Annotated in this window: 18 protein-coding genes; 11 read left to right on the top strand and 7 right to left on the bottom strand. The window is 43.1% G+C overall.

The annotated features are described in order from the left end of the window. The 6 genes from fdh3B (at position 1) to R7M92_RS12355 (ending at position 8,803) form a co-directional block, all read left to right on the top strand. Positions 1-609, top strand: a complete 609-nt coding sequence (gene fdh3B, locus R7M92_RS12380) for a formate dehydrogenase FDH3 subunit beta (RefSeq protein WP_005377536.1) — start codon at positions 1-3, stop codon at positions 607-609. Positions 610-623: 14 nt separating this feature from the next. Then, complete coding sequence (locus R7M92_RS12375) at positions 624-1,676, top strand: formate dehydrogenase subunit gamma (RefSeq protein ID WP_318133488.1); 1,053 nt, start codon at positions 624-626, stop codon at positions 1,674-1,676. Beyond that, a complete protein-coding gene (locus tag R7M92_RS12370; RefSeq protein WP_226083599.1) occupies positions 1,660-2,076 on the top strand; it encodes a hypothetical protein in 417 nt (138 codons plus the stop codon). The genes R7M92_RS12375 and R7M92_RS12370 overlap by 17 nt, the downstream gene beginning before the upstream one ends. A 423-nt stretch (positions 2,077-2,499) precedes the next feature. Then, positions 2,500-6,687 carry an RHS repeat-associated core domain-containing protein gene (locus R7M92_RS12365; RefSeq protein WP_318133487.1) on the top strand — a complete coding sequence of 1,396 codons (4,188 nt, stop codon included), beginning with the start codon at positions 2,500-2,502 and terminating at the stop codon, positions 6,685-6,687. Positions 6,688-6,689: 2 nt separating this feature from the next. Then, positions 6,690-7,244: an imm11 family protein gene (locus tag R7M92_RS12360; protein ID WP_031781342.1), complete on the top strand. Its 555-nt coding sequence runs from the start codon at positions 6,690-6,692 to the stop codon at positions 7,242-7,244. Positions 7,245-7,582: 338 nt separating this feature from the next. Beyond that, the gene (locus tag R7M92_RS12355) at positions 7,583-8,803 is read left to right on the top strand and encodes an ammonium transporter (RefSeq protein WP_031781341.1); all 1,221 of its coding nucleotides are present in this window, start codon (positions 7,583-7,585) and stop codon (positions 8,801-8,803) included. A 32-nt stretch (positions 8,804-8,835) separates the two neighbouring features. On the opposite strand, the gene R7M92_RS12350 is transcribed toward R7M92_RS12355, so the two are convergent. Next, complete coding sequence (locus R7M92_RS12350; RefSeq protein WP_165401620.1) at positions 8,836-9,009, bottom strand: hypothetical protein; 174 nt, start codon at positions 9,007-9,009, stop codon at positions 8,836-8,838. A gap of 118 nt (positions 9,010-9,127) precedes the next feature. On the opposite strand from R7M92_RS12350, the gene cobB reads away from it, so the two are divergent. Beyond that, complete coding sequence (gene cobB, locus R7M92_RS12345; protein ID WP_005377522.1) at positions 9,128-9,859, top strand: Sir2 family NAD+-dependent deacetylase; 732 nt, start codon at positions 9,128-9,130, stop codon at positions 9,857-9,859. An 88-nt stretch (positions 9,860-9,947) separates the two neighbouring features. Here the strand turns inward: cobB and R7M92_RS12340 are convergent, their stop codons facing one another. The 5 genes from R7M92_RS12340 to potA all read right to left on the bottom strand — a co-directional run bounded on the left by R7M92_RS12340 (position 9,948) and on the right by potA (position 15,095). Further along, positions 9,948-10,985, bottom strand: coding sequence for an extracellular solute-binding protein (locus tag R7M92_RS12340; protein WP_033905298.1), 1,038 nt, complete (start codon positions 10,983-10,985; stop codon positions 9,948-9,950). A gap of 249 nt (positions 10,986-11,234) precedes the next feature. After that, positions 11,235-12,266 carry an extracellular solute-binding protein gene (locus tag R7M92_RS12335; RefSeq protein WP_017634902.1) on the bottom strand — a complete coding sequence of 344 codons (1,032 nt, stop codon included), beginning with the start codon at positions 12,264-12,266 and terminating at the stop codon, positions 11,235-11,237. 102 nt (positions 12,267-12,368) lie between these two features. Beyond that, positions 12,369-13,139, bottom strand: coding sequence for a spermidine/putrescine ABC transporter permease PotC (gene potC / locus R7M92_RS12330; protein ID WP_140242855.1), 771 nt, complete (start codon positions 13,137-13,139; stop codon positions 12,369-12,371). Beyond that, complete coding sequence (potB, locus tag R7M92_RS12325) at positions 13,139-13,999, bottom strand: spermidine/putrescine ABC transporter permease PotB (protein ID WP_005377512.1); 861 nt, start codon at positions 13,997-13,999, stop codon at positions 13,139-13,141. Before potB ends, potC begins: the two co-directional genes overlap by 1 nt. After that, positions 13,980-15,095 carry a spermidine/putrescine ABC transporter ATP-binding protein PotA gene (potA, locus tag R7M92_RS12320; protein WP_017634901.1) on the bottom strand — a complete coding sequence of 372 codons (1,116 nt, stop codon included), beginning with the start codon at positions 15,093-15,095 and terminating at the stop codon, positions 13,980-13,982. Before potA ends, potB begins: the two co-directional genes overlap by 20 nt. Before the next feature lie 400 nt (positions 15,096-15,495). Between potA and R7M92_RS12315 the strand changes: the two genes are divergently transcribed. The 4 genes from R7M92_RS12315 (at position 15,496) to ttcA (ending at position 18,890) form a co-directional block, all read left to right on the top strand. Further along, positions 15,496-16,293 (top strand): hypothetical protein, encoded by a 798-nt coding sequence (locus R7M92_RS12315; protein WP_213870146.1) that lies wholly within the window; start codon positions 15,496-15,498, stop codon positions 16,291-16,293. Then, positions 16,286-17,122, top strand: coding sequence for a glucosaminidase domain-containing protein (locus R7M92_RS12310; protein ID WP_017634900.1), 837 nt, complete (start codon positions 16,286-16,288; stop codon positions 17,120-17,122). Before R7M92_RS12315 ends, R7M92_RS12310 begins: the two co-directional genes overlap by 8 nt. 13 nt (positions 17,123-17,135) lie before the next feature. Continuing rightward, positions 17,136-17,798, top strand: coding sequence for a DUF2987 domain-containing protein (locus R7M92_RS12305; RefSeq protein ID WP_025766641.1), 663 nt, complete (start codon positions 17,136-17,138; stop codon positions 17,796-17,798). Positions 17,799-17,996: 198 nt separating this feature from the next. Continuing rightward, positions 17,997-18,890: a tRNA 2-thiocytidine(32) synthetase TtcA gene (ttcA, locus tag R7M92_RS12300; protein WP_005377502.1), complete on the top strand. Its 894-nt coding sequence runs from the start codon at positions 17,997-17,999 to the stop codon at positions 18,888-18,890. Between the two features lie 140 nt (positions 18,891-19,030). On the opposite strand, the gene uspE is transcribed toward ttcA, so the two are convergent. Continuing rightward, the gene (gene uspE / locus R7M92_RS12295; protein ID WP_213914992.1) at positions 19,031-19,978 is read right to left on the bottom strand and encodes a universal stress protein UspE; all 948 of its coding nucleotides are present in this window, start codon (positions 19,976-19,978) and stop codon (positions 19,031-19,033) included. Positions 19,979-20,106 lie beyond the last annotated feature (128 nt).

Genomic DNA, 20,106 nt, shown 5'->3' with positions numbered 1-20,106 from the left:
ATGGCACGAATGAAATTCCTATGTGACACCAAGCGCTGTATCGAGTGTAACGGCTGTGTTACTGCATGTAAGAACGAAAACGACGATGCGCTTGAATGGGGCATTCAGCGTCGCCGCGTGGTAACACTAAACGACGGTGAAGCTGGTGAAAACTCTATCTCTGTTGCTTGTATGCACTGTACCGATGCGCCTTGTATGGCAGTTTGTCCAGCTGATTGTTTCGAACATACCGAAGACGGCATCGTTCTTCACAATAAAGATCTGTGTATCGGTTGTGGTTACTGTTTGTTTGCTTGTCCGTTTGGCGCACCTCAATTTCCTAAACAAGAGGCGTTTGGTGAACGTGGCAAAATGGATAAATGTACTTTCTGCGCGGGCGGCCCAGAAACAGAGCCTGGCTCTGAGGAAGAACGTCAAAAATACGGTGCGAACCGTATCGCAGAAGGCAAGTTACCGATGTGTGCATCGCTTTGTTCAACCAAAGCGCTGCTTGCGGGTGACGCAGAGAAAGTCTCTGACATTTTCCGTCAACGTGTGGTAGAACGCGGCGCGAAAAACGCAGGTTGGACAGACGGAAACGATCTTTCTTACGATGCGACGAAAAGCTAAGTAAGGAGAGGCACATGTTAAACACGCTTAAACGTGCATCTCTAGCAATGCTGTCAATGATGACGGCATTGCTGCTGACTTTTGCAATGCCTGCTTCAGCAGAGGAACAATCTTCTAAAGTTATTCAACAGGAGATCACGCGACTCGCCGGGGCAGACTATTGGCGTGAAGTCAGAGAGGGGCAAGAAGGCTACACCACGTCCCAATCGCCAGAACATGGCGTATTGATCAGTAAACCTGGTGAGACTTGGTACATTCTAAAAGAGAAATGGATGTCTCCTGCTGGTGCTGTCGCGATTTTCGGCAGTATCGCGATGGTTATCATGGCTTACGTATTCGTTGGTCCTTTGATGCTTAGCAAGCCGCGTACTGGTAAAAAAATGAAGCGTTGGTCTCGTTTAGACCGCGCGCTTCACTGGAGCATGGCGTTTACATTCTTAACGCTGGCATTCAGTGGTTTGATGCTGGTTTACGGTAAGCACTTCTTAAAACCGTACGTTCCTACTGAGTTCTGGGGCTTTATCGTCATGTTGGCGAAGCAGTACCACAATTACATGGGACCATTGTTCTTCATTTTACTGATGCTCGTGCTCTTTAAATGGTGGCGCAAGTCGATTCCAAACATGACAGATGTTCGTTGGTTTATGAAAATGGGCGGCATGGTTGGTAAACACAAAGGCACACATCCGTCAGCTGGTTTCTCAAACGGTGGTGAGAAGGCAATCTATTGGTTGTTAATCTTCTTTGGTGCTATCGCGGCAGTGAGTGGCTTAGTTCTGGACTTTCCTATCTTTGGCCAAACTCGCCGTGACATGGAGTTTTCTAACTTAGTTCATGCGATTTCGGCGCTGATTCTAATCTGTGGCTTTATCTTCCACATCTATATTGGTCTATTCGGAATGGAAGGTGCGCTAGAAGGCATGGTGACAGGTGAAGTTGATGAAACATGGGCGAAAGAGCATCACGATCTTTGGTATGAGGAAGTGAAGTCCAAAGAAGCGATGGGTGAAACAGATACGGCACAAACGGAAGTAAAAGGAGCGAAAGCGAATGAACAAACCTCATAACGGGATTTGGATTGCGTACATCCTGAGCTGTCTGACCCCGTTTACGTTTCTGATCTCAGGCGTTATCGCAATTATCTATGCGGGTTACCGATTAGATAAGGGAGAAGACAGCGACGTAGTGATTTCTCATTACTACGGTTTAATTCGCACCTTCTTTCTCTACCTGACGTTTTTTGTTGTGTTGATCGTCACCGTCGCGACTTCTAACGGTGTACTCGTTGGCGTGAGTGATTATTGGTTGCATAGTACTTTGCTTGAAACCATCGCTTACTTTATTCCTTGGGTAGGGATGGTGTTTGCTGCATTAGCCATCTTGGTGTGGTTTATGCGAATGTTTCAAGGGATGCAGCAACTGCTCAATAACCAACCACACAGACCATCGACAGGTCCAAACCTTTAATCAGTATTCTTTAAGCAAAACCGCCGTAATAGGCGGTTTTTTTGTTGCTGTTTTGTCTCAAATATGAAGCACTTAGTCGCAGTGGTGATACTTGATGCAACTTATTGAGTGAATTTACGTAACTGGGCAGAAAATCATAGTTAAGTAAGAAACATGTAAAAAAATCGCGTCACGATGAGACATTAGTCTCACTCACGCTATTGTTCATTTACTCAGGATTCATCGTCCCGTTAAAGTACGCTGCGCTCAGAAATTCAAAGAGTTGCATACGTGAAAATTGCCATCAATACATTCAGTCTACGCATACAGAGGAATCTCTATCGGAGGATGTTTGATTAAGGCATCTTGCTCTCACAAATAAAAAGAGCGAAACGAGCATTAAATGATGCGGCAAGGTAAGAAAAGGACAAACACGTTACGGCTATGATCCCTCAATTCGTCATTCCTATCACGAATCGCTTTGGCGAAAGTTATCACTTCTCTGGTCAGTTACTTACTAGCGGCGAACCTAAAACATTCGTGACCAAACAAGAGGCAATAGAGTTTCTTGAGAGCTTTGGTGAGCTTGACCTTCGCTCTGTCGAGGACTTGTTCTATGCGATTGGTCAATTCAAGCCAAACATACCTGACGGTGAGCTTACTTCCCAACACTATAATTCAACGTTTGCCAATGCTTTGGTGAACGGTGACTTGCATGTCGCTCGAATTGTACCTACCGGCGAAAACTACGCACTCTCGTCAGCGGTTACGCCTCCACCGACTCAAAATACCGTCAATGCAAAACCATCGAAGGGAAAGGGGAAGTCGAATAAAAAGAGTGGCAGAAGTGCCGCATCCGCCAAGCCTCAGCAACAAAGCAGCGAAAAACATGAGAAAGCCGGTGATCCTGTATCACTTGTGACGGGTGAAGAAATTCTCGAGCTCTATGATATCGAGCTACAACAAGGTACTACTTGGCAGCGTACTTACCGCTCTTCGCAGTCGGATGTAAATCATGGAATGGGCTTTGGTTGGCGACATGCATTTCAGTTTGAATTACGCGAAAAGACGGACGAGAAAGACAATGTTATCGCTTGGGAGTTTGTTGACGATAAGGCAGATATCACAGAATTTGAGCCAGTAGATATTGGAGCAACAAGTTACCAGATATACGCTGGTGCGAGCTGTTATTTCCTAAATTCAGCAACTCGGATCGTGACGCTCGCTAATGGGCATCAATATCGATTTGAACAGAAAGATGATCGTTGGCTTGTTAAACAAGTCAGAAATGGCACGTTTTCAACGTTTCAATTGCAGTATTCTCGAAACCATCGATTGATCGAGATCGCATATAACAAGCGTCCGGTTCTTGAATGTCAATATGATAAGCAAGGACGCCTTGTAGAACTGCTAAATGCAAAGTCCCAAAAAGTTCTGACAACTTATACCTATGATGAGCACGATGATTTGGTCAGTGCAACTAATCATTTGGGCTTGAAGGAACAGTATCAATACCGCGGCCATTTAATTGTTAAGCGTGTACGACCAACAGGCTTTACTCATTATTTTGAATGGGATGGCGAAGGTGCTAACGCGAAATGCATCAGGAACGTTGGGGACGCAGGAATTTATGACTATCGCTTCCATTATCAGGGAAATCACTCTTCTTATTCTGACTCGTTAGATCATCAATGGTCTTTCTTGCATGACGAGCAGGGTAACTTACTCGAGAAAATAAGCCCCACAGGTAAAACTTGGCGATGGCAATATGATGAACTAGGACGAAAAGCACAAGCTATCTATCCTGATCAGTCAACGGTCAATTATCAATATAATCAGCATGGTCAATTAGTTTCTAAGTTTCATTCCTCTGGCAAAGAAATTCAATATGGCTATGACGGCTTAGGTAAGTTAGTTAAAACGGTTTCACCTGACGGGGATATCGAGAAGGCTTACTACAATAGTCTCGGTCAAAGAGTTTGGGATACCGATCAGTTCGGCTGTGTCACGGAGTATGATTACGATAAACACGGTCAAGTCGTCAAAAAAGAGTCTGAAGATGGTAAGAAAAGTCAGTGGTGGTGGGATGAACAACAAAGACTTATCGCGAATGAAATAGACGGTACATTACTTCGTTACAGCTACAACGAAGAAGATCTAGTGAATGGCGTCGCTTATCCCGATGGGTGTATTGCTCAACTCGCTTATGATCAATTCGGCAGGCGTACATCAGTTCGTTATTTTAACGACGAAGACAAAGTCGGTTATAGCGAAGAATATTCTTACGATGAGCACAGCCGTGTTGCTCAGATTCGAACGCCAGCAGGCATTACCTCGTATCAATGGGGAGCACTCGCGCAACAAGAAGCAGTCATCTTTCCCGATGGCAGCCATATTTCTTACGAATACGATCAACAACGTAACCTGACTAAATTAGTTCGGAGTGACGGCTTAGAGTTCGAATTCCTGTATGACGATGAAGGCCAGCTATCAGGAACTGTTGGGTTTGATAATCTACACAGCCAATTTGATTATGACGATATGGGGCGCATCCATCGTAAGCAAGTCGCCGATAGGACCGTGCTGTACCGCTATGACGCTGCGGGTTATCTCAAGCACGTCAAAGCAGGAAATGGTCGCAGTATTGTAGAGAACCACTTCAATTATACGCTTGGTGGGCGACTTACTTTCGCATCCAATCGCCATCAAACATTGCAATACCAATACTCTTCATTCGGGCATTTAACAAAGCGAATTCAAGGTCAGTTTGAGATAGCGCAGGAGTTTAACAGAGTTGGCCAACGCGTATCTCAGGTACTGCCAGATAATACGGAGCTGAGCTTCTCTTATGATCGATATGGGCGTTTTTCAGCGATTCGATTTGGAAACCTAGATTTACCTCAAATCAAATTTCATTACGATGAAATGGGACGAGTTTCCCAAATTGAAACGGCACATTTTAATGAGCGCATCATTTATGATGGTGTTGGTCGTTTGGTCGAACAACATTGGCCTGATAGAGAGAAAAAGTACGTTTACAATGCGCAAAACCGTATTTCATCAATCATTGATAATACGGCAGGAGCAACGCACTATCAGTACGATGCCTTAGGGCAACTGAAACGAGTCAATGCTTCCGGAGAAGTGACTAAGTTTGAATACGATAGTTTTGGCAATCCTACTTTGCCAACTTCAGAGGTATTCGCTGATCGTATTGAAGTACACGATGGTGTCCGGTTCAAATATGACGCGCAAGGAAACCAGACAAAACGTGAGGGGCAAGGACAAGTTCAGACTCGAGTGTTTGATGCGTTAAATCAGCTCATTGAAGTTCACACCGACGATGGCATCAGTCAATATGAATATGATGCATTAGGGCGCAGGACGAAGAAGATTACACAACAAGGCGTTACGGAGTTCTTGTGGGAAGGGGAACGTTTAATTGGTGAACGCTCTTCATGTGCTTTCCGCTGGTACCTATATCAACCAGAAACCTACACGCCAGTGGCACTGCTAGAAAATGACGTTATTTATTGGTACCAGTGCGATCAAGTTGGTAAACCAGAGCGACTGATCGATTGCGAGGGGAATGTTGTATGGAGTGCCAGCTACGATGCTCATGGCTTTGCTCATGTACATATTGAAAAAGTAGTAAATCCACTGCGTTTTCAAGGGCAGTACTTCGATCAAGAAACCGACTTACACTACAACCTCGCTCGGTATTACGATCCTAAGCTAGGACGCTTTATCCAACAAGATCCGATATCTATTGCTGGTGGCATTAACCATTACCAATATGCAGTCAATCCTATCCAGTGGATTGATCCAACAGGTTTCCTTTGTGAAGAAGGGCTAAAACGCTTGGGTCAAATGTTGGCAGCGTATCAGGCGCAAAGCGATGTCCCCCAAGAGGTTTGCGATCAGATTTTAGAAGCTGCAAAAGAATCATCCGTCGGAGAAGATGGCGTTCGCTCGCAAGTCAAAATCCGAAAACCCAAAGGTAAAAATCATATTCGATATGAATACGATTTAGACCATATTGATTGCGAGAAAAATGAAATTACTTTTTATCGTCATATCAACTATTCAGATGGTAGTAAACGAAAAATTCAACATGTTGTAGGCATAGAAGAAATTGTCCAAATCATCCCCTTGAATAAAAGTCAAAGGGGGAGTGTTGTGAATCCTAATGGCGGTTCTTTAGACAGAGATTGTGGGCTTAAGTTAAATAACGAAATAGTTGGCGGGATACCTGAAAACCATGCTGGACATCATCAAATTAGTATCAATATTGCTCAGGAATATCCTGTAATGCATAGAGCTGCCGAACTTGGTTACAACATTAACAGAGGTACAAACGGGATTGCACTTCCGACTAATATTGAAACATCTGTCGAAACAGGTCTTCCTTTACACGTGGGTAGACATCTAAGTGCAAGGCACGAAGGTTCAGCGGATGCCTTAGTTAGACGAGAAATGAGAGCGTTGCAAACTAAGTATGATCGTGGTTTTATCGATGATACGACTCTTGTAGATGAAATTGGAAAAACAGAAAGTAGAATTAGGAATGCTCTGGAAAAGAATGAAGTTCGATTGCAATTGGATGATCCGCACTGGAAAAGTAGGAAGTAGTAATGACACTTAAAATTTGGACCAACAAGGTAGATAGAGATTCCGATTTTACTCAAGGTAAAGTAACGGAGCCTAGTGTATTAAGAGGGTTGAATCTGACGGGAGGCGTTGCCCTAGGAGACAAATGGCCAAAAGTTACTATTGATGTCATATCAGATGACAAGCCTGCGGATAGTTTTCTTAGTGGTCCTTTATTAATCGTGAGTCGACGGTTAGCTGATTTAATTTCTGAGCACACACAAACGAGTGAAGTTGAATTCCTACCGATTGAGGTTAATTACCAAGGCAAAAGTTTTGGTGAATACTATTTTTTAAATGTTATTGCGATTTGCGACTTACTGGATAGAAATCATGCAATATTTAGTGAGTTTGATGGAGAGATTGATTCAATTGATCGAGTTATCCTTAAGAAAGACATTGAAGCGCAGAACACTATATTTCAATTGGATGCTATCGAATGGTTGTTATGTGTTGATGAAAAACTGGCGGAATTAATCGAGAATAAAGGTTTTTCAGGAGTGGTATTTAAGTCAGAAAGTGAATGGCGTCCTTTTTAGGTATCCGCGGGTAGCTTGTTTTGAGCCATCTCTTACGAGGTGGCTTTTACGTTTTATGGTAGAGAGTTTGCTGTTTGTTGAACCATATAGTGCGCATTATGTTGGTGCACCAAAACCACATTGGTGCATTTATTAGCGTGTTAAGCACCATTTCAAGAATGCCTAATTCTATTAAAGTTCATACAAAACAATAAATTAAAGTGTAAGTGTTAGAAATGTAAATTATGGAATGAGAATTGCTCTGTTAGACGTTCTATAAATTAAGTTCACCAAATTGGTGATGAGCCTAACTTTGATGCACAGGATAAGTGCGCTACAGATCAACGGAGACCATTAGAATGAGTGTAACTGCCAATCAGGTACACGGCGCTGTACAAACTCTCACGCAAAGTTCCGACACACTTTTCTTACTACTTGGCGCAATCATGGTTTTTTTGATGCATGCTGGTTTTGCTTTTCTTGAAGTAGGAACCGTGCGCCAAAAGAACCAAGTTAATGCTTTAGTTAAAATCTTGGCCGATTTCGGTATTTCCGCCATTGCGTATTTTTTCATTGGATACTGGGTCGCTTATGGCGGCACCTTCTTTGCTGATGCAGAGACATTATCTCAAGGCAATGGTTACGAGTTGGTGAAGTTCTTTTTCTTGCTGACCTTCGCTGCAGCGATTCCTGCTATTGTTTCTGGTGGTATCGCAGAGCGAGCTCGTTTTTATCCGATTCTAATCGCAACATTTTTCACTGTCGGTATTGTATACCCACTATTTGAAGGAATGATCTGGAACGGAAACTTTGGCGTTCAATCTTGGTTTGAAAATACCTTTGGTTATGGCTTCCACGATTTTGCAGGTTCAGTCGTTGTACATGGTGTTGGCGGCTGGATAGCGCTGGTTGCCGTTGTGTTTTTGGGCATGAGAAAAGGCAGAGTTCGAGCAGGAAAGCATACCAACTTTGCACCTTCGAATATTCCGTTTTTGGCTTTGGGAGCTTGGATCTTATGTGTGGGGTGGTTTGGCTTCAACGTCATGTCAGCTCAAACTGTGTCAGGCATAAGTGGCTTGGTGGCTATGAACTCATTGATGGCAATGGTCGGAGGCATTGTCGCGTCACTGTTGGCTGGTAAAAATGACCCTGGCTTTATTCATAACGGGCCACTAGCTGGCTTGGTTGCTGTATGTGCGGGCTCAGACTTAATGCATCCTATCGGTGCTTTAGTGACAGGTGCGATTGCTGGCGTGCTATTTGTTTATCTTTTTACCCACCTACAAAACAAAACCAGGATTGATGATGTGCTAGGTGTCTGGCCTTTACACGGTGTATGTGGCGCTTGGGGTGGTATTGCTGCGGGGATCTTTGGCCAAATCTCGTTGGGTGGGCTAGGGGGCGTGAGCATTATCGTTCAGCTTCTAGGAACGCTTTTGGGCATTTCCATCGCTGTGCTTGGGGCACTTGCAGTCTACGGCGCGATTAATACCAGTATGGGACTAAGGCTTTCAGAAGAAGACGAATTCAATGGCGCTGACCTAGCCATTCATAAAATATCTTCGACCAACGAGGATTGAGACCAATATGGGAGCGGCATAAAGCCGCTCTTTTAGCAATTGCCTTTCTTGGCTTGGCCAGGAGGACAGAAATTACCATTACCTCGATGGTCATCATCATTGGTGCTGACTCTTACCTTTACATCATCGACTTCGCCTTCAACATTGGTAAGTTGACAGCCTGCCAAAGTCATAAGCAATATAAACGCTAGAGATACTTGTCTCATTGCTGTTCCTCTTAAATTGTAATTCTAATAGTGACCATTACGACTATGGTCTAATCCATATTACTACTGTTGCTATTCTTTCAGTGTTAAGCTAATGAAAAAACAGCAAGGATGAGTTATGAATTTCCCTTATAGAAATATTGTAGTACTTACTGGTGCAGGTATCTCGGCCGAATCTGGTATTCAAACATTTCGTGCGCAAGATGGCCTATGGGAGAATCACCGTATCGAAGATGTAGCAACGCCTGAAGGGTTTGCTCGCGATCCGGACCTTGTTCAAGATTTTTACAACCAACGCCGCAAGAAACTTCAAGATAATGCGATAAAGCCTAATGCAGCGCATGAAGCATTGGGTCGTTTAGAGGCTGAGTTAGAAGGTAAAGTGACGGTCATCACTCAAAATATAGACAACCTTCACGAAAGAGGCGGCAGTCAGAATGTGATTCACATGCATGGTGAGTTGCTCAAGGCCCGCTGTAGTGAATCTAACCAAGTAGTAGAGCACAATGAGGACATTAAGACCGGCGAGCTTTGTCACTGTTGTCAGATCCCTTCACAAATGCGACCACATATTGTTTGGTTTGGTGAAATGCCACTGCGAATGGGTGATATCTACGCGTCATTAGAAGAAGCAGATTTGTTTATTTCTATTGGGACTTCTGGCGTTGTGTATCCCGCAGCAGGTTTTGTTCATGATGCAAAAATGCACGGTGCACATACCATTGAAATTAACCTAGAACCTAGTGCGGTAGAAAGTGAATTTGAGGAAAAACGCTACGGAAAAGCAAGCGTTGAGGTTCCAAAATTAGTTGACGAGATACTGGCTCTAGAAGGAAAAGAAAGAGCGTAATAACTTCAACAGGAAGAGTTTTTGTCTTGTCATTAAGAACAAAAAAGCGGCTCATGAGCCGCTTTTTCATCTCTTTAAAACTAACGAATTAGTTGTTCACTTTTAGCTTTTGGAAGTACTCATCGTACATTACGCTCGCTTCGCCAACTTCATCTTGCCAAGTACCACTGTCCATCACTTCTTGTGGTGGGAAGATGCTTGGATCATTAGCAAATTCTTTCGGTAGCAGATCGTGTGCCGTTTTAACTGGCGTAGGATAACCAATCTCAAGTGCAATCTTAGCTGCGTTCTCAGGACGTAGTAGGAAATCGATCATCTTATGAGCGGCGTCAACGTTCTTCGCGCCAGTTGGAATAGCTAAGCTGTCCATCCAGAAGATAGTGCCTTTTTCTGGCCAGATGATGTCGATGTTCGCGCCTTCTTGACGAGCCATGTATGCAGAACCGTTCCAAAGCATGCCTAGTGAAACTTCACCCGCAAGGTAAGGGTTTGCAGGAAAGTCTGAGTTAAATACTAATACGTTTGGCATTAGCTTTTTCAGTTCTTCGTAAGCGGCTTTGATTTCTTCTGGGTTAGTCGTGTTTGGTGAGTAACCAAGCTTAGTCAATGCAATGTGGAATACTTCGCGAGAATCATCCATCAGCATTAGTTGACCTTCCCACTTGCTATCCCAGAAATCATCCCATTTAGAAACCGATGACTTGTCTAGCATGTCAGCATTGATACCAATACCGGTCGCACCCCAAATGTATGGGATAGAGTAGTTGTTGTTCGGATCGAACGGTTTGTTTAGGAAGTTAGTATCAAGATCGGCAAAATGAGATAATTTCTCTTTGTCGATCTGTTGTAGCATGCCTTCTTTACGCATTTTAGAGACGAAATAGGTAGACGGTACTACCAAGTCGTAACCAGAACCTTGAGTTTTTAGTTTTGCGTACATACTCTCGTTAGATTCGTATGTAGAGTAAATAACTTTGATTCCGGTTTCTTTTGTAAAGTCTTCAAGAACTTCGTTTGGAATGTATTCCGACCAGTTGTAGAAATACAGTTCTTGATCAGCAGCCATTGCAGGGGTAGCGATGAGCGTCGCTGCACATAGAGCGCTTGCGTAGAATTTACTTTTCATTTGTTTTCCGTTTTGTTTCGCGATTGGACAAGTCAATACTAGCTGGAGTTATCAAGTTGAGCCAAATCGCAGTAAGCACAAATATGTTCATTTAGCTTGAATATCGTTGTCTCCTTGTTATGAGACGATAAATCTATGATACCAAGACAAATAAACCTAGCAACGCGCGATTATATCAGCCTAAGACAAAAATAGGCAGCGTATTGCTGCCTATTTTCCTATGGTTGATGACTTGTTACACAAGCTAGATTATTGTCCCGCTTTCAGCTTGAGGAAATAATCTTCGTACTTAACGGTTAGATCACCAACCGCATCTTGCCATTCAACGCGGTCAAGGTCTTCTTGAGAAGGGAACAGTGGGGCAACGTCTTTAAACTTAGCATTCGATTCTTCCACCGCCGTTAGGTAGCCAGTATCACGAGAGATTTGCTCTGCGATTTCTGGGCGCAGTAGGAAGTCAATCATCTTGTGAGCGGCTTCTACGTTCTTCGCACCGGAAGAGATAGCGAAGTTATCAACCCAGCCGATACCGCCTTCTTTAGGAAAAACGAGTTTAAGGTTCAGGCCTTCACTTTGTGCCGCTGCCGCGCTACCGTTCCAAAGCATACCAACGCCCACTTCACCAGACATGTAAGGTGCGCCAGGGTTGTCAGAGTTGAAAACTAAAACGTTAGGCATCAACTTTTGTAGCTCAGCGTACGCTTCATCGATTTGCTTAGGGTCTTTTGAGTTACCTGAGTAGCCAAGTTTACGCAGAGCGATATGGAACACTTCACGAGTGTCGTCCATCAACATTACTTGACCTTCAAGCTCAGGCTTCCATAGGTCAGCCCAGCTTTGGAAGTCGTTTGGATCGTACATATCTGCGTTAACCGCTAGGCCTGTAATCGCAACAACGTGTGGGATAGAGTAGTCGTTACTTGGATCGTAAGGCTTGTCTAGGTAGTTTTTATCTAGGTTGCCGAAGTTTTTCAGCTTAGTCTTATCGATCTTTTGTAGCATGCCTTCGTCACGCATCTTCGCCACGAAGTACGTTGAAGGTACTACTAGGTCATAACCTTGGTTATGGGTTTTTAGCTTTGCATACAAAGTTTCGTTCGACTCGTAAGTCGAGTAGATCACTTTGATGCCAGTTTCTTTAGTAAATTGCTCTAGGATATTACTGTTGATGTAAGGACCCCAGTTCATAAATACTAGTTCTTTATCATCCGCTGTCGCTGTACCAGAGAACAGAGAAAGCGCACATGCACTACCAGCTAATAGAGTAGCCCATTTTTTCATTGACGTTAGCTCCAAACCAAACGTTGTCCAATTTTGGACGATAGATAGAAAAACAGAATGGCATGTAACCATTCTGTTTCGTGATGTTAACAGGTGCGGATTCTACTTCACTTTTTCTCTTGCTAGCAACTGAGAAATTACTACCAAGACCAAAGAAACAATCAACATCACCGTTGCTAGGGCGTTAACTTCCGGTGAAATGCCCACCTTAACCATGGAGTAAATCTTCAATGGCAAGATTTCGTATGTTGGACCCGTTACAAACGAGCTGATGATCACATCGTCCAAAGACAGGGTAAAGCTCAATAACCAACCTGCGGCAACCGCTGGTTTAGCGAGAGGAAGGATGATCTGTTTCAAGATAACCCATTCGCTTGCACCAAGGTCTTTTGCAGCTTCCAACATTTTCACATCAAAGCCATTTAAACGGCTGTACACTGTTACCACAACGAAAGGTAGACAGAAGGTGATGTGAGCAATCAATAGAGTAAAGAAGCCTAGCTGTACGCCCAATACAAGGAACAGAGCAAGTAATGAAATCGCCATTACGATATCTGGAGACATCATTACGACAAACAGCATGCCGTTTACCGCGCCTTTACCTTTGAACGAGTAACGGAATAAAGCAACAGCCGTCAAGCTACCAATAATGGTTGCAGCTGTCGCTGAAAATACCGCTACGTTCAATGAATGCCATGCAGCCTGCATTAGGCTGTCGTTATTTACTAAAGTTTCGTACCATTTCGTGGTGAAACCGCCCCATTTCATACCAAATTTGTTGGCATTAAATGAGTTAACAATTAAGACGATGATTGGCAGATACAAAAATGCATACACCAGCGCCATAAAGCTAAATCTAACTGTGCGTCCCATTAGTCTAGCTCCACTTTCTTATTCAATAGTTTGCCTGCTCTGTAGTAAGCGTAAAGCATCACAGCCATTGCGAAGGTGAGGGCGATACTGGTCGCAGCACCAAATGGCCAGTCACGAGCGTTCAATACTTGGCTCTTAATAACGTTACCAATCAGTAGGTTCTTCGCACCACCAAGAAGGTCAGAGATGTAGAACATACCTAGTGCTGGTAGCAGAACCAACAAACAACCACCGATAATGCCAGGCATTGTAAGAGGTAGAATCACTTTCGTAATGGTTTGGAACTTGTTCGCACCAAGATCTTTCGCCGCCTCGATATAAGTGTTGTCCAACTTCTCGATTGCCGAGTAAAGCGGCAGAATCATAAATGGAAGCAGGATGTACACAAGACCAATCATTACTGCTGTTTCGGTGTACATAATACGTAATGGCTTATCGATGATTTCCATCGCCATTAATGATTTGTTCAAAATACCTTGTGTACCCAGAACAATCTTCAGGCCGTAAGTACGGATAAGAGAGTTTGTCCAAAACGGTACGATAACTAAGAACAACATGAATGGGCGCCATTTCTCTGGCATTTTCGCTATGATGTAAGCAAATGGGTAACCAATTACTAAACACAACAACGTCGCCACAATCGCCATGTAGAACGAGTGCATCAGCACTTTCGCATACAAAGGGTCGAGTAGACGTAAGTAGTTGTCGAAAGTAAATGTCATTTCGATTAAGTTTGCTTCATCACGCGTTAAGAAACTCGTACCGATAATCATCACATTTGGTACCAACACGAAAAGTGTTAACCAACCGACGATTAAGGTGATGATCGCGTTTTGAAGATTAATCTTCTTGCTTATCATTGAGGACTACCTCCCAGCTCTCAACCCAAGTGATAGCGACTTTCTGGCCAAGTGAGTGGTCCACATCAGGATCATCTTCGTTAAAGAATTCGCTAACCATTACACGCATGCCCGAATCCAATTGGATAACTGAATCAAGCGTCATACCTTTATAGGTACGCTCTGTTACGTGACCTACGATGCCTTTTTCTTCAGACTCTTTGATCTCTTCGATACGTAAGTCTTCTGGGCGAAGTAGTACTTGCAGTTTTTCACCTGCTTGCGCTTCCTGATCGTAGTAAACAACAGACTCGACACCTTCTATTTCTGCACGGATACGTTTCTCGTCGATACGCTCTAGCATGGTTGCGTTGAATACGTTGATCTCACCGATAAAGCGAGCAACAAATAGGTTCTTCGGCTCTTCGTAAATCTCACGTGGAGAACCATCCTGCTCGATAACACCGTCGCGCATAACAATAATGCGGTCAGACATCGATAGGGCCTCTTCCTGATCGTGCGTAACGAAGATAAAGGTAATACCAAGTTGACGCTGAAGCTGTTTAAGCTCGATTTGCATTTGCTTACGCAGTTTGTAATCAAGTGCAGATAGAGATTCATCTAGCAGCAGTACTTTTGGTTTGTTAACAACCGCACGCGCAATGGCGATACGTTGTTGCTGACCGCCAGAAAGCTGATGAGGCTTACGCTGAGCCATTTTTTCTAGGCGCACCATGCGTAGCGCTTCCATTACTCGTGGTTCAATGTCCGCAGTAGGCGTTTTCTGCATACGAAGACCAAAAGCGACATTCTCATATACGGTCATGTGTGGAAACAATGCGTAACTTTGAAATACCGTGTTGACGTGCCTTTGCTCTGCAGGAACCTGTGTTACATCCTGGTCATCCAAAATAATTTGACCGTTATCTGCCGTTTCAAAACCTGCAATCATGCGTAAAACTGTTGTCTTACCACAACCAGAAGGCCCGAGAATCGTCAGAAATTCACCATGATTAACATCCAGATTTAAATTACCGATGATTTCCTTACCATCGAAACTTTTACTAATACCAGATAAACGAATAACTGGCTTTCCTGCTTGCGGTTTTGCGTTCAACGTCTGTATTTCCCCCACGTTCAAGCCGGGATTATCCCAGCTGATGTGACACTAACCATTCACTTTTGAGGCGCGCATCATAATCACCAAAAGTGTGAAATTAAAGCATTTTCTTATCTTGAAACAGAAATAATTTTGCAGGAAAAAGCCATCATTCCTTACCATACTGTTTTTATGAGATTAATTGGCATCTAAACACAGTTTGATAGCACTAAACTTTGTTCAACAATTGTTTCAATTTCATGACCTTGAAAGTGGTTAATTATCAACCATACAGTTGAGATTGCAAGGATTGTAGGTGAGTTGTGATGTTAGATGTGGAAAGATTTCTTTATAATGACGATTACATTAATTGACTGGAATTCCAGTCAAAATTTTACAAGTTAGTCTTGGATAAACTATGAACGACGATTTTGAGAAAGATTTCAATCTTGGGGGGAGTGTAGAGCGAGCTTTGTCTGGCAACTACGAGCTTAAAGCTGGCGCGGTTTTTAACGAAGCTTGGCGAGCAACCATCCAGCACTTTTTATCATTTTCTCCTGCCATTATTGTATTGCTTTTTGTCCAGTTAGGTATTTTCTATATTGCATTAAAACTGCAGTTGGGCGATTTGACCGTTATTCTTGATGCGTTTGAGAACCCAGAGTCGTTCACAAACGATATTGTGTCTTCTATTTATGTCGCGAATTTCAGTTATGAGGTGATTAGCGCCCCAATTTATGCGGGGATAAGTTTGATGGCTATGAGTCATGTCGCTGGCTTAAAGACTAAGTTGCGCCATGTTGGAAAGGGGTTGCAGTTCACCATTCCTGTTATCCTAGCAACGCTCATGAGCTTAATGCTACAAGGTGTGGTTGGTATGATTTTTCCTTTACTGTCGCTGTATCTTTCCTTGGCATTTAGTCACTCTATCTTGTTGATTTGTGAGAAAAGGGTGCCACCAATGCAAGCGTTGCTGTTATCACTTCGCGCAATCAACAAGAAGATTTTTGTGGTCGCGGGGCTTTACTTAGGCGTGATGTTAATGTTTATTATTGCAGCAATGTTCTACGGTATTGGCTTGATTTTTGTGCTGCCATTCTTCTTCCATTTGAAAGGCATACTCTACCGCGAAATGTTTGGAATTAAGCTTAAGATCGTTACAACACAGAAAAACGATAATGATCACGATAGTAACTCACAGGTGTTTGATGCCTAATTCTTTGAAATCAATAAGTTTACGAGTGGCGGCAACCTGTATAGCCGCCACTTTCATTTCTATAGGCCCATATTTACACTACGAGAAACAGTTTAAATATGTGGAAAATCCTGACGTACTCTCTGGCAAGATTAAGCATGTCGATTTATCACACTTGCCATACATCGGTGATATCCCAGACTTCAATTCAATAAAAGATACGAAAGAGAAAAAAGCTGCTTTTTTTGATTTTTTAAGGCCTAAAATTGCTCTTGAGAATCAACGAATTCGTCATGAGCGGGCCTTTCTTACATCTTTAAAGGTGGGACAAGTGACGCAAGAACAACAAGAGTATGCTCAGCGGTTATCATCTCTGTATTCGTTGCCCTTGAGTAACGATAAGATTGATCAAGCATGGCTAGACGAGATGCTTGTGAGAGTGAACGTCTTACCAGAAGCGTTGGTTCTAACTCAAGCGGCAAATGAATCTGCGTGGGGCACTTCTCGTTTTGCTACTCAAGCAAACAACTTGTTCGGCCAATGGTGTTATAAAAAGGGCTGTGGAATTGTTCCAGCGCAACGTGGCGCTAACAAAGTTCATGAAGTTGAAAAATTCGATTCTGTACAACAGTCTGTTCATGGCTACTTTATGAATGTTAATCGAAACCCAGCGTATGCAGACCTGCGTGAAATCAGAACATCTCTGGCTGAAAAGAACAAGGGCTTGTTAACGGTCGCAACCGCGTCAGAGTTAACGCATGGGTTGCTAGCCTATTCTGAACGTGGCATCGCCTATGTACACGATCTTCGCGCTATGATTCGTCATAACAACGCCTACTGGACGCAATAAAATAACGGATAAAATGAAAAAGTTAAGCCTAAGTCTGTTGGGAAGTGCGGCGCTAATTCTTGCATCGCCGATAACCCAAGCTCAAGAGTACATGTTCACGTACTCAAAGTTATATACTCAACTAAAAAACAACAATAAAGAAGGGCATGACGATGTGAAAGTTGGTGTCTTTTTTGTGGACGCAAAAACTAAACAAATTTGTATGATAGAAAAAGCTTGGATGGAAAAAGAAGAGCACTATGAAGAGTTTGTTATCCCTGCTTCACAAGAGTTGCCTTTACCTGTTGATAAAAACTTAAAGTCAGCGAATCCGTTGGTTTTTGTCGATACCCCAAAAGATACACGTTGCGATTACTCACTTGTTGTGATGACCAAAGAACCATTACAGGGTAACGTTTCTTACGACCAACTTAAGCCTCTTCTACCTCAAATGCAGACGATGCTGGAAGATTTAGGCGGTATGTTTGCGGGTTGGTTTACACCGGAGGTTCAAGGTGTGACGATGGAGTTTGCAAATCAACTGAATGATAAAGTGATTTTCTCAAACGGAACCGAAAAGCCAATTGTCAATGGCAAGATACAAGTCGCACTAAGTGAAATAGGGCAAGGTGGCACAATGACACTACCAGAACCGACGATGCGAGTGTTACCTTATCTACCTAACGCAAAGAAATGAACACTGAACGTTTAGAAAGGGCTGCAATCGCAGCTCTTTTTTAATTTTGACCGTAACTAAAGTATCTTTCACACTCTTTTCTTAAAGACTCAATAAGACAAACATTTAATCCTGCGTAAAAAGCTCGTATAATCCACGCCCCAAAGAAACCCATGTTAGGAAGTCCTAGTCGATTTATCGGCGATGTGAGAGCCCGCAATGAACCAAATAGATACAAGAAAAGAAACCCTAGAATTCAACAAGCTTCAGAAACGCCTAAGAAGACATGTTGGAAATGCCATTACTGATTACAACATGATCGAAGAAGGCGATGTTGTGATGGCATGTATTAGCGGTGGTAAAGATTCATTCGCGATGCTTGATATCCTGCTGAATCTTCAAAAAGCCGCACCGATCAAATTTGAAGTGGTTGCAGTAAACCTAGACCAAAAACAACCGGGCTTCCCTGAGCACATTCTGCCAGAGTATTTCGAAACACTGAATATCCCTTACTATATTGTCGATAAGGACACGTATTCCGTCGTAAAAGAGAAGGTACCAGAAGGCAAAACCACTTGTGGTCTGTGTTCACGCCTGCGACGTGGTACGCTGTATTCATTTGCAGAGAAGATTGGTGCAACTAAGCTTGCGCTAGGTCATCACATGGATGACATCGTCGAAACAATGTTCTTGAACATGTTCCACGGCTCTCGCCTTAAAGCGATGCCACCAAAGCTACGCTCTGATGATGGCCGTAACGTGGTCATTCGTCCATTGACTTACTGTCGTGAAAAAGATCTGATCAAATACGCTGAGCATAAGGATTTCCCAATAATTCCATGTAATCTTTGTGGCTCTCAAGAGAACCTTCAGCGTCAATCTATAAAAGCAATGTTGATTGAATGGGATAAGAAGACGCCAGGCCGTGTGGAAGCAATTTTTAAATCAATTCAAAACGTAAGCCCAAGCCAACTAGCAGACCGCGAATTGTTCGACTTTGTTAACTTACCGCTAGATCGTGAAGGTAACCGCGAAGAGTATGAGTTTAATGAGGCTGTCGTGTCTTCGACGAATATTGATGAATCAATGTTCATCGATGTTACGAACATCTAACTTGTAAAAAAGGAGGTCAATTAGACCTCCTTTTTTGTACCCAACGCTTTAACTGTTCCCAAACAAAAATCCCCCTGTATTCGGGGGATTTATTAGCGCTTATTTGAAAGCGCTCAATACATAGCAATACTAAGGAGAGATTAGGTTGCTGTATTTGGATCGAGAGGACTAATGTAGCCTTTTGGTTTTAGAGCCAACACATCGCAATTTATTTTATCAATTACGTGCTCCGCTGTATTACCAATAAAGACAGCAGAAAGCCCAGTTCGCCCTGTAGTACCTAAAATAACCATTGCAGCATTCAAGCGCTCTGCAGCTGCCGGAATGACATCTTCAGGTAAACCTTGCTCAACTATCGTTTGTTCTTCATCAAGACCATGTTTTTGGCGCAGTGCTTTCATAGCCGTTAAATGATGACCTCGCACTGCATCGGTATAAGTCGTTGGGTCAAATTCAGGAAGTTCAATCGTAATGTTCGCCGGTGTAACGGGGTAGGCGTTAACAAGATATGGCTTGGCCTCAAGCCGAGTGGTGATTTCTTTTAATCGCTCGACCATCGTATCGTTGAGATCAATATGAGTCGGGTTTTCTGAGCCCACATGTACTGAGGCAAGGATACTTGCTTGTTCCGGCCAATCTGCATTTTTAATCAGAAGTACTGGGATAGGGCATTTACGTAACAAGTGCCAATCGGTCGGAGTGAAAATCACAGATTCTAACACGTCGTGCTTACGTGTGCCTTTGATGACTAGGTCATGATTGCCTGCGTAGACTTCAGCAATAATCGCCTCATAAGGACGGTTGTGCCAGACAACACAAACATCAAAGTCGAAGCCATCGTTTAGGTATGGTTGAGCAATTTTGCGCATCCACTGCTCACGCTGATGAATGACACCTCGACGCATAGCATCTCTTTCATCCACTGATAGCATTGACGTCATGTCATACGAGAAATCGTAAATGGATAAAAAGAAAGTGATTCGGCTCCTAGATACACTTTTCTGAGCTAATTGAACAGCTCTTGCAAGTGCGGGCTGCTCATCATTATTGATGTCAGCTACAACAAGGATCTTACTGTATATACTCATAACTAAGCCCACTTCTATTGCAAAACCAGATACTGAATGTAAATTAAATCAGTATTTTGGAGTACTCACCGTACATTTTTACTGTAGCTTAGTTTGGAGAACTTTTTGAGGACTTTCGAAAGGAATTT

The sequence above is a fragment of the Vibrio sp. Vb2880 genome (assembly GCF_033337975.1).
GTDB classification, from domain to species: domain Bacteria; phylum Pseudomonadota; class Gammaproteobacteria; order Enterobacterales; family Vibrionaceae; genus Vibrio; species Vibrio alginolyticus.
This window is presented reverse-complemented; position numbering and strand designations above follow the sequence as displayed.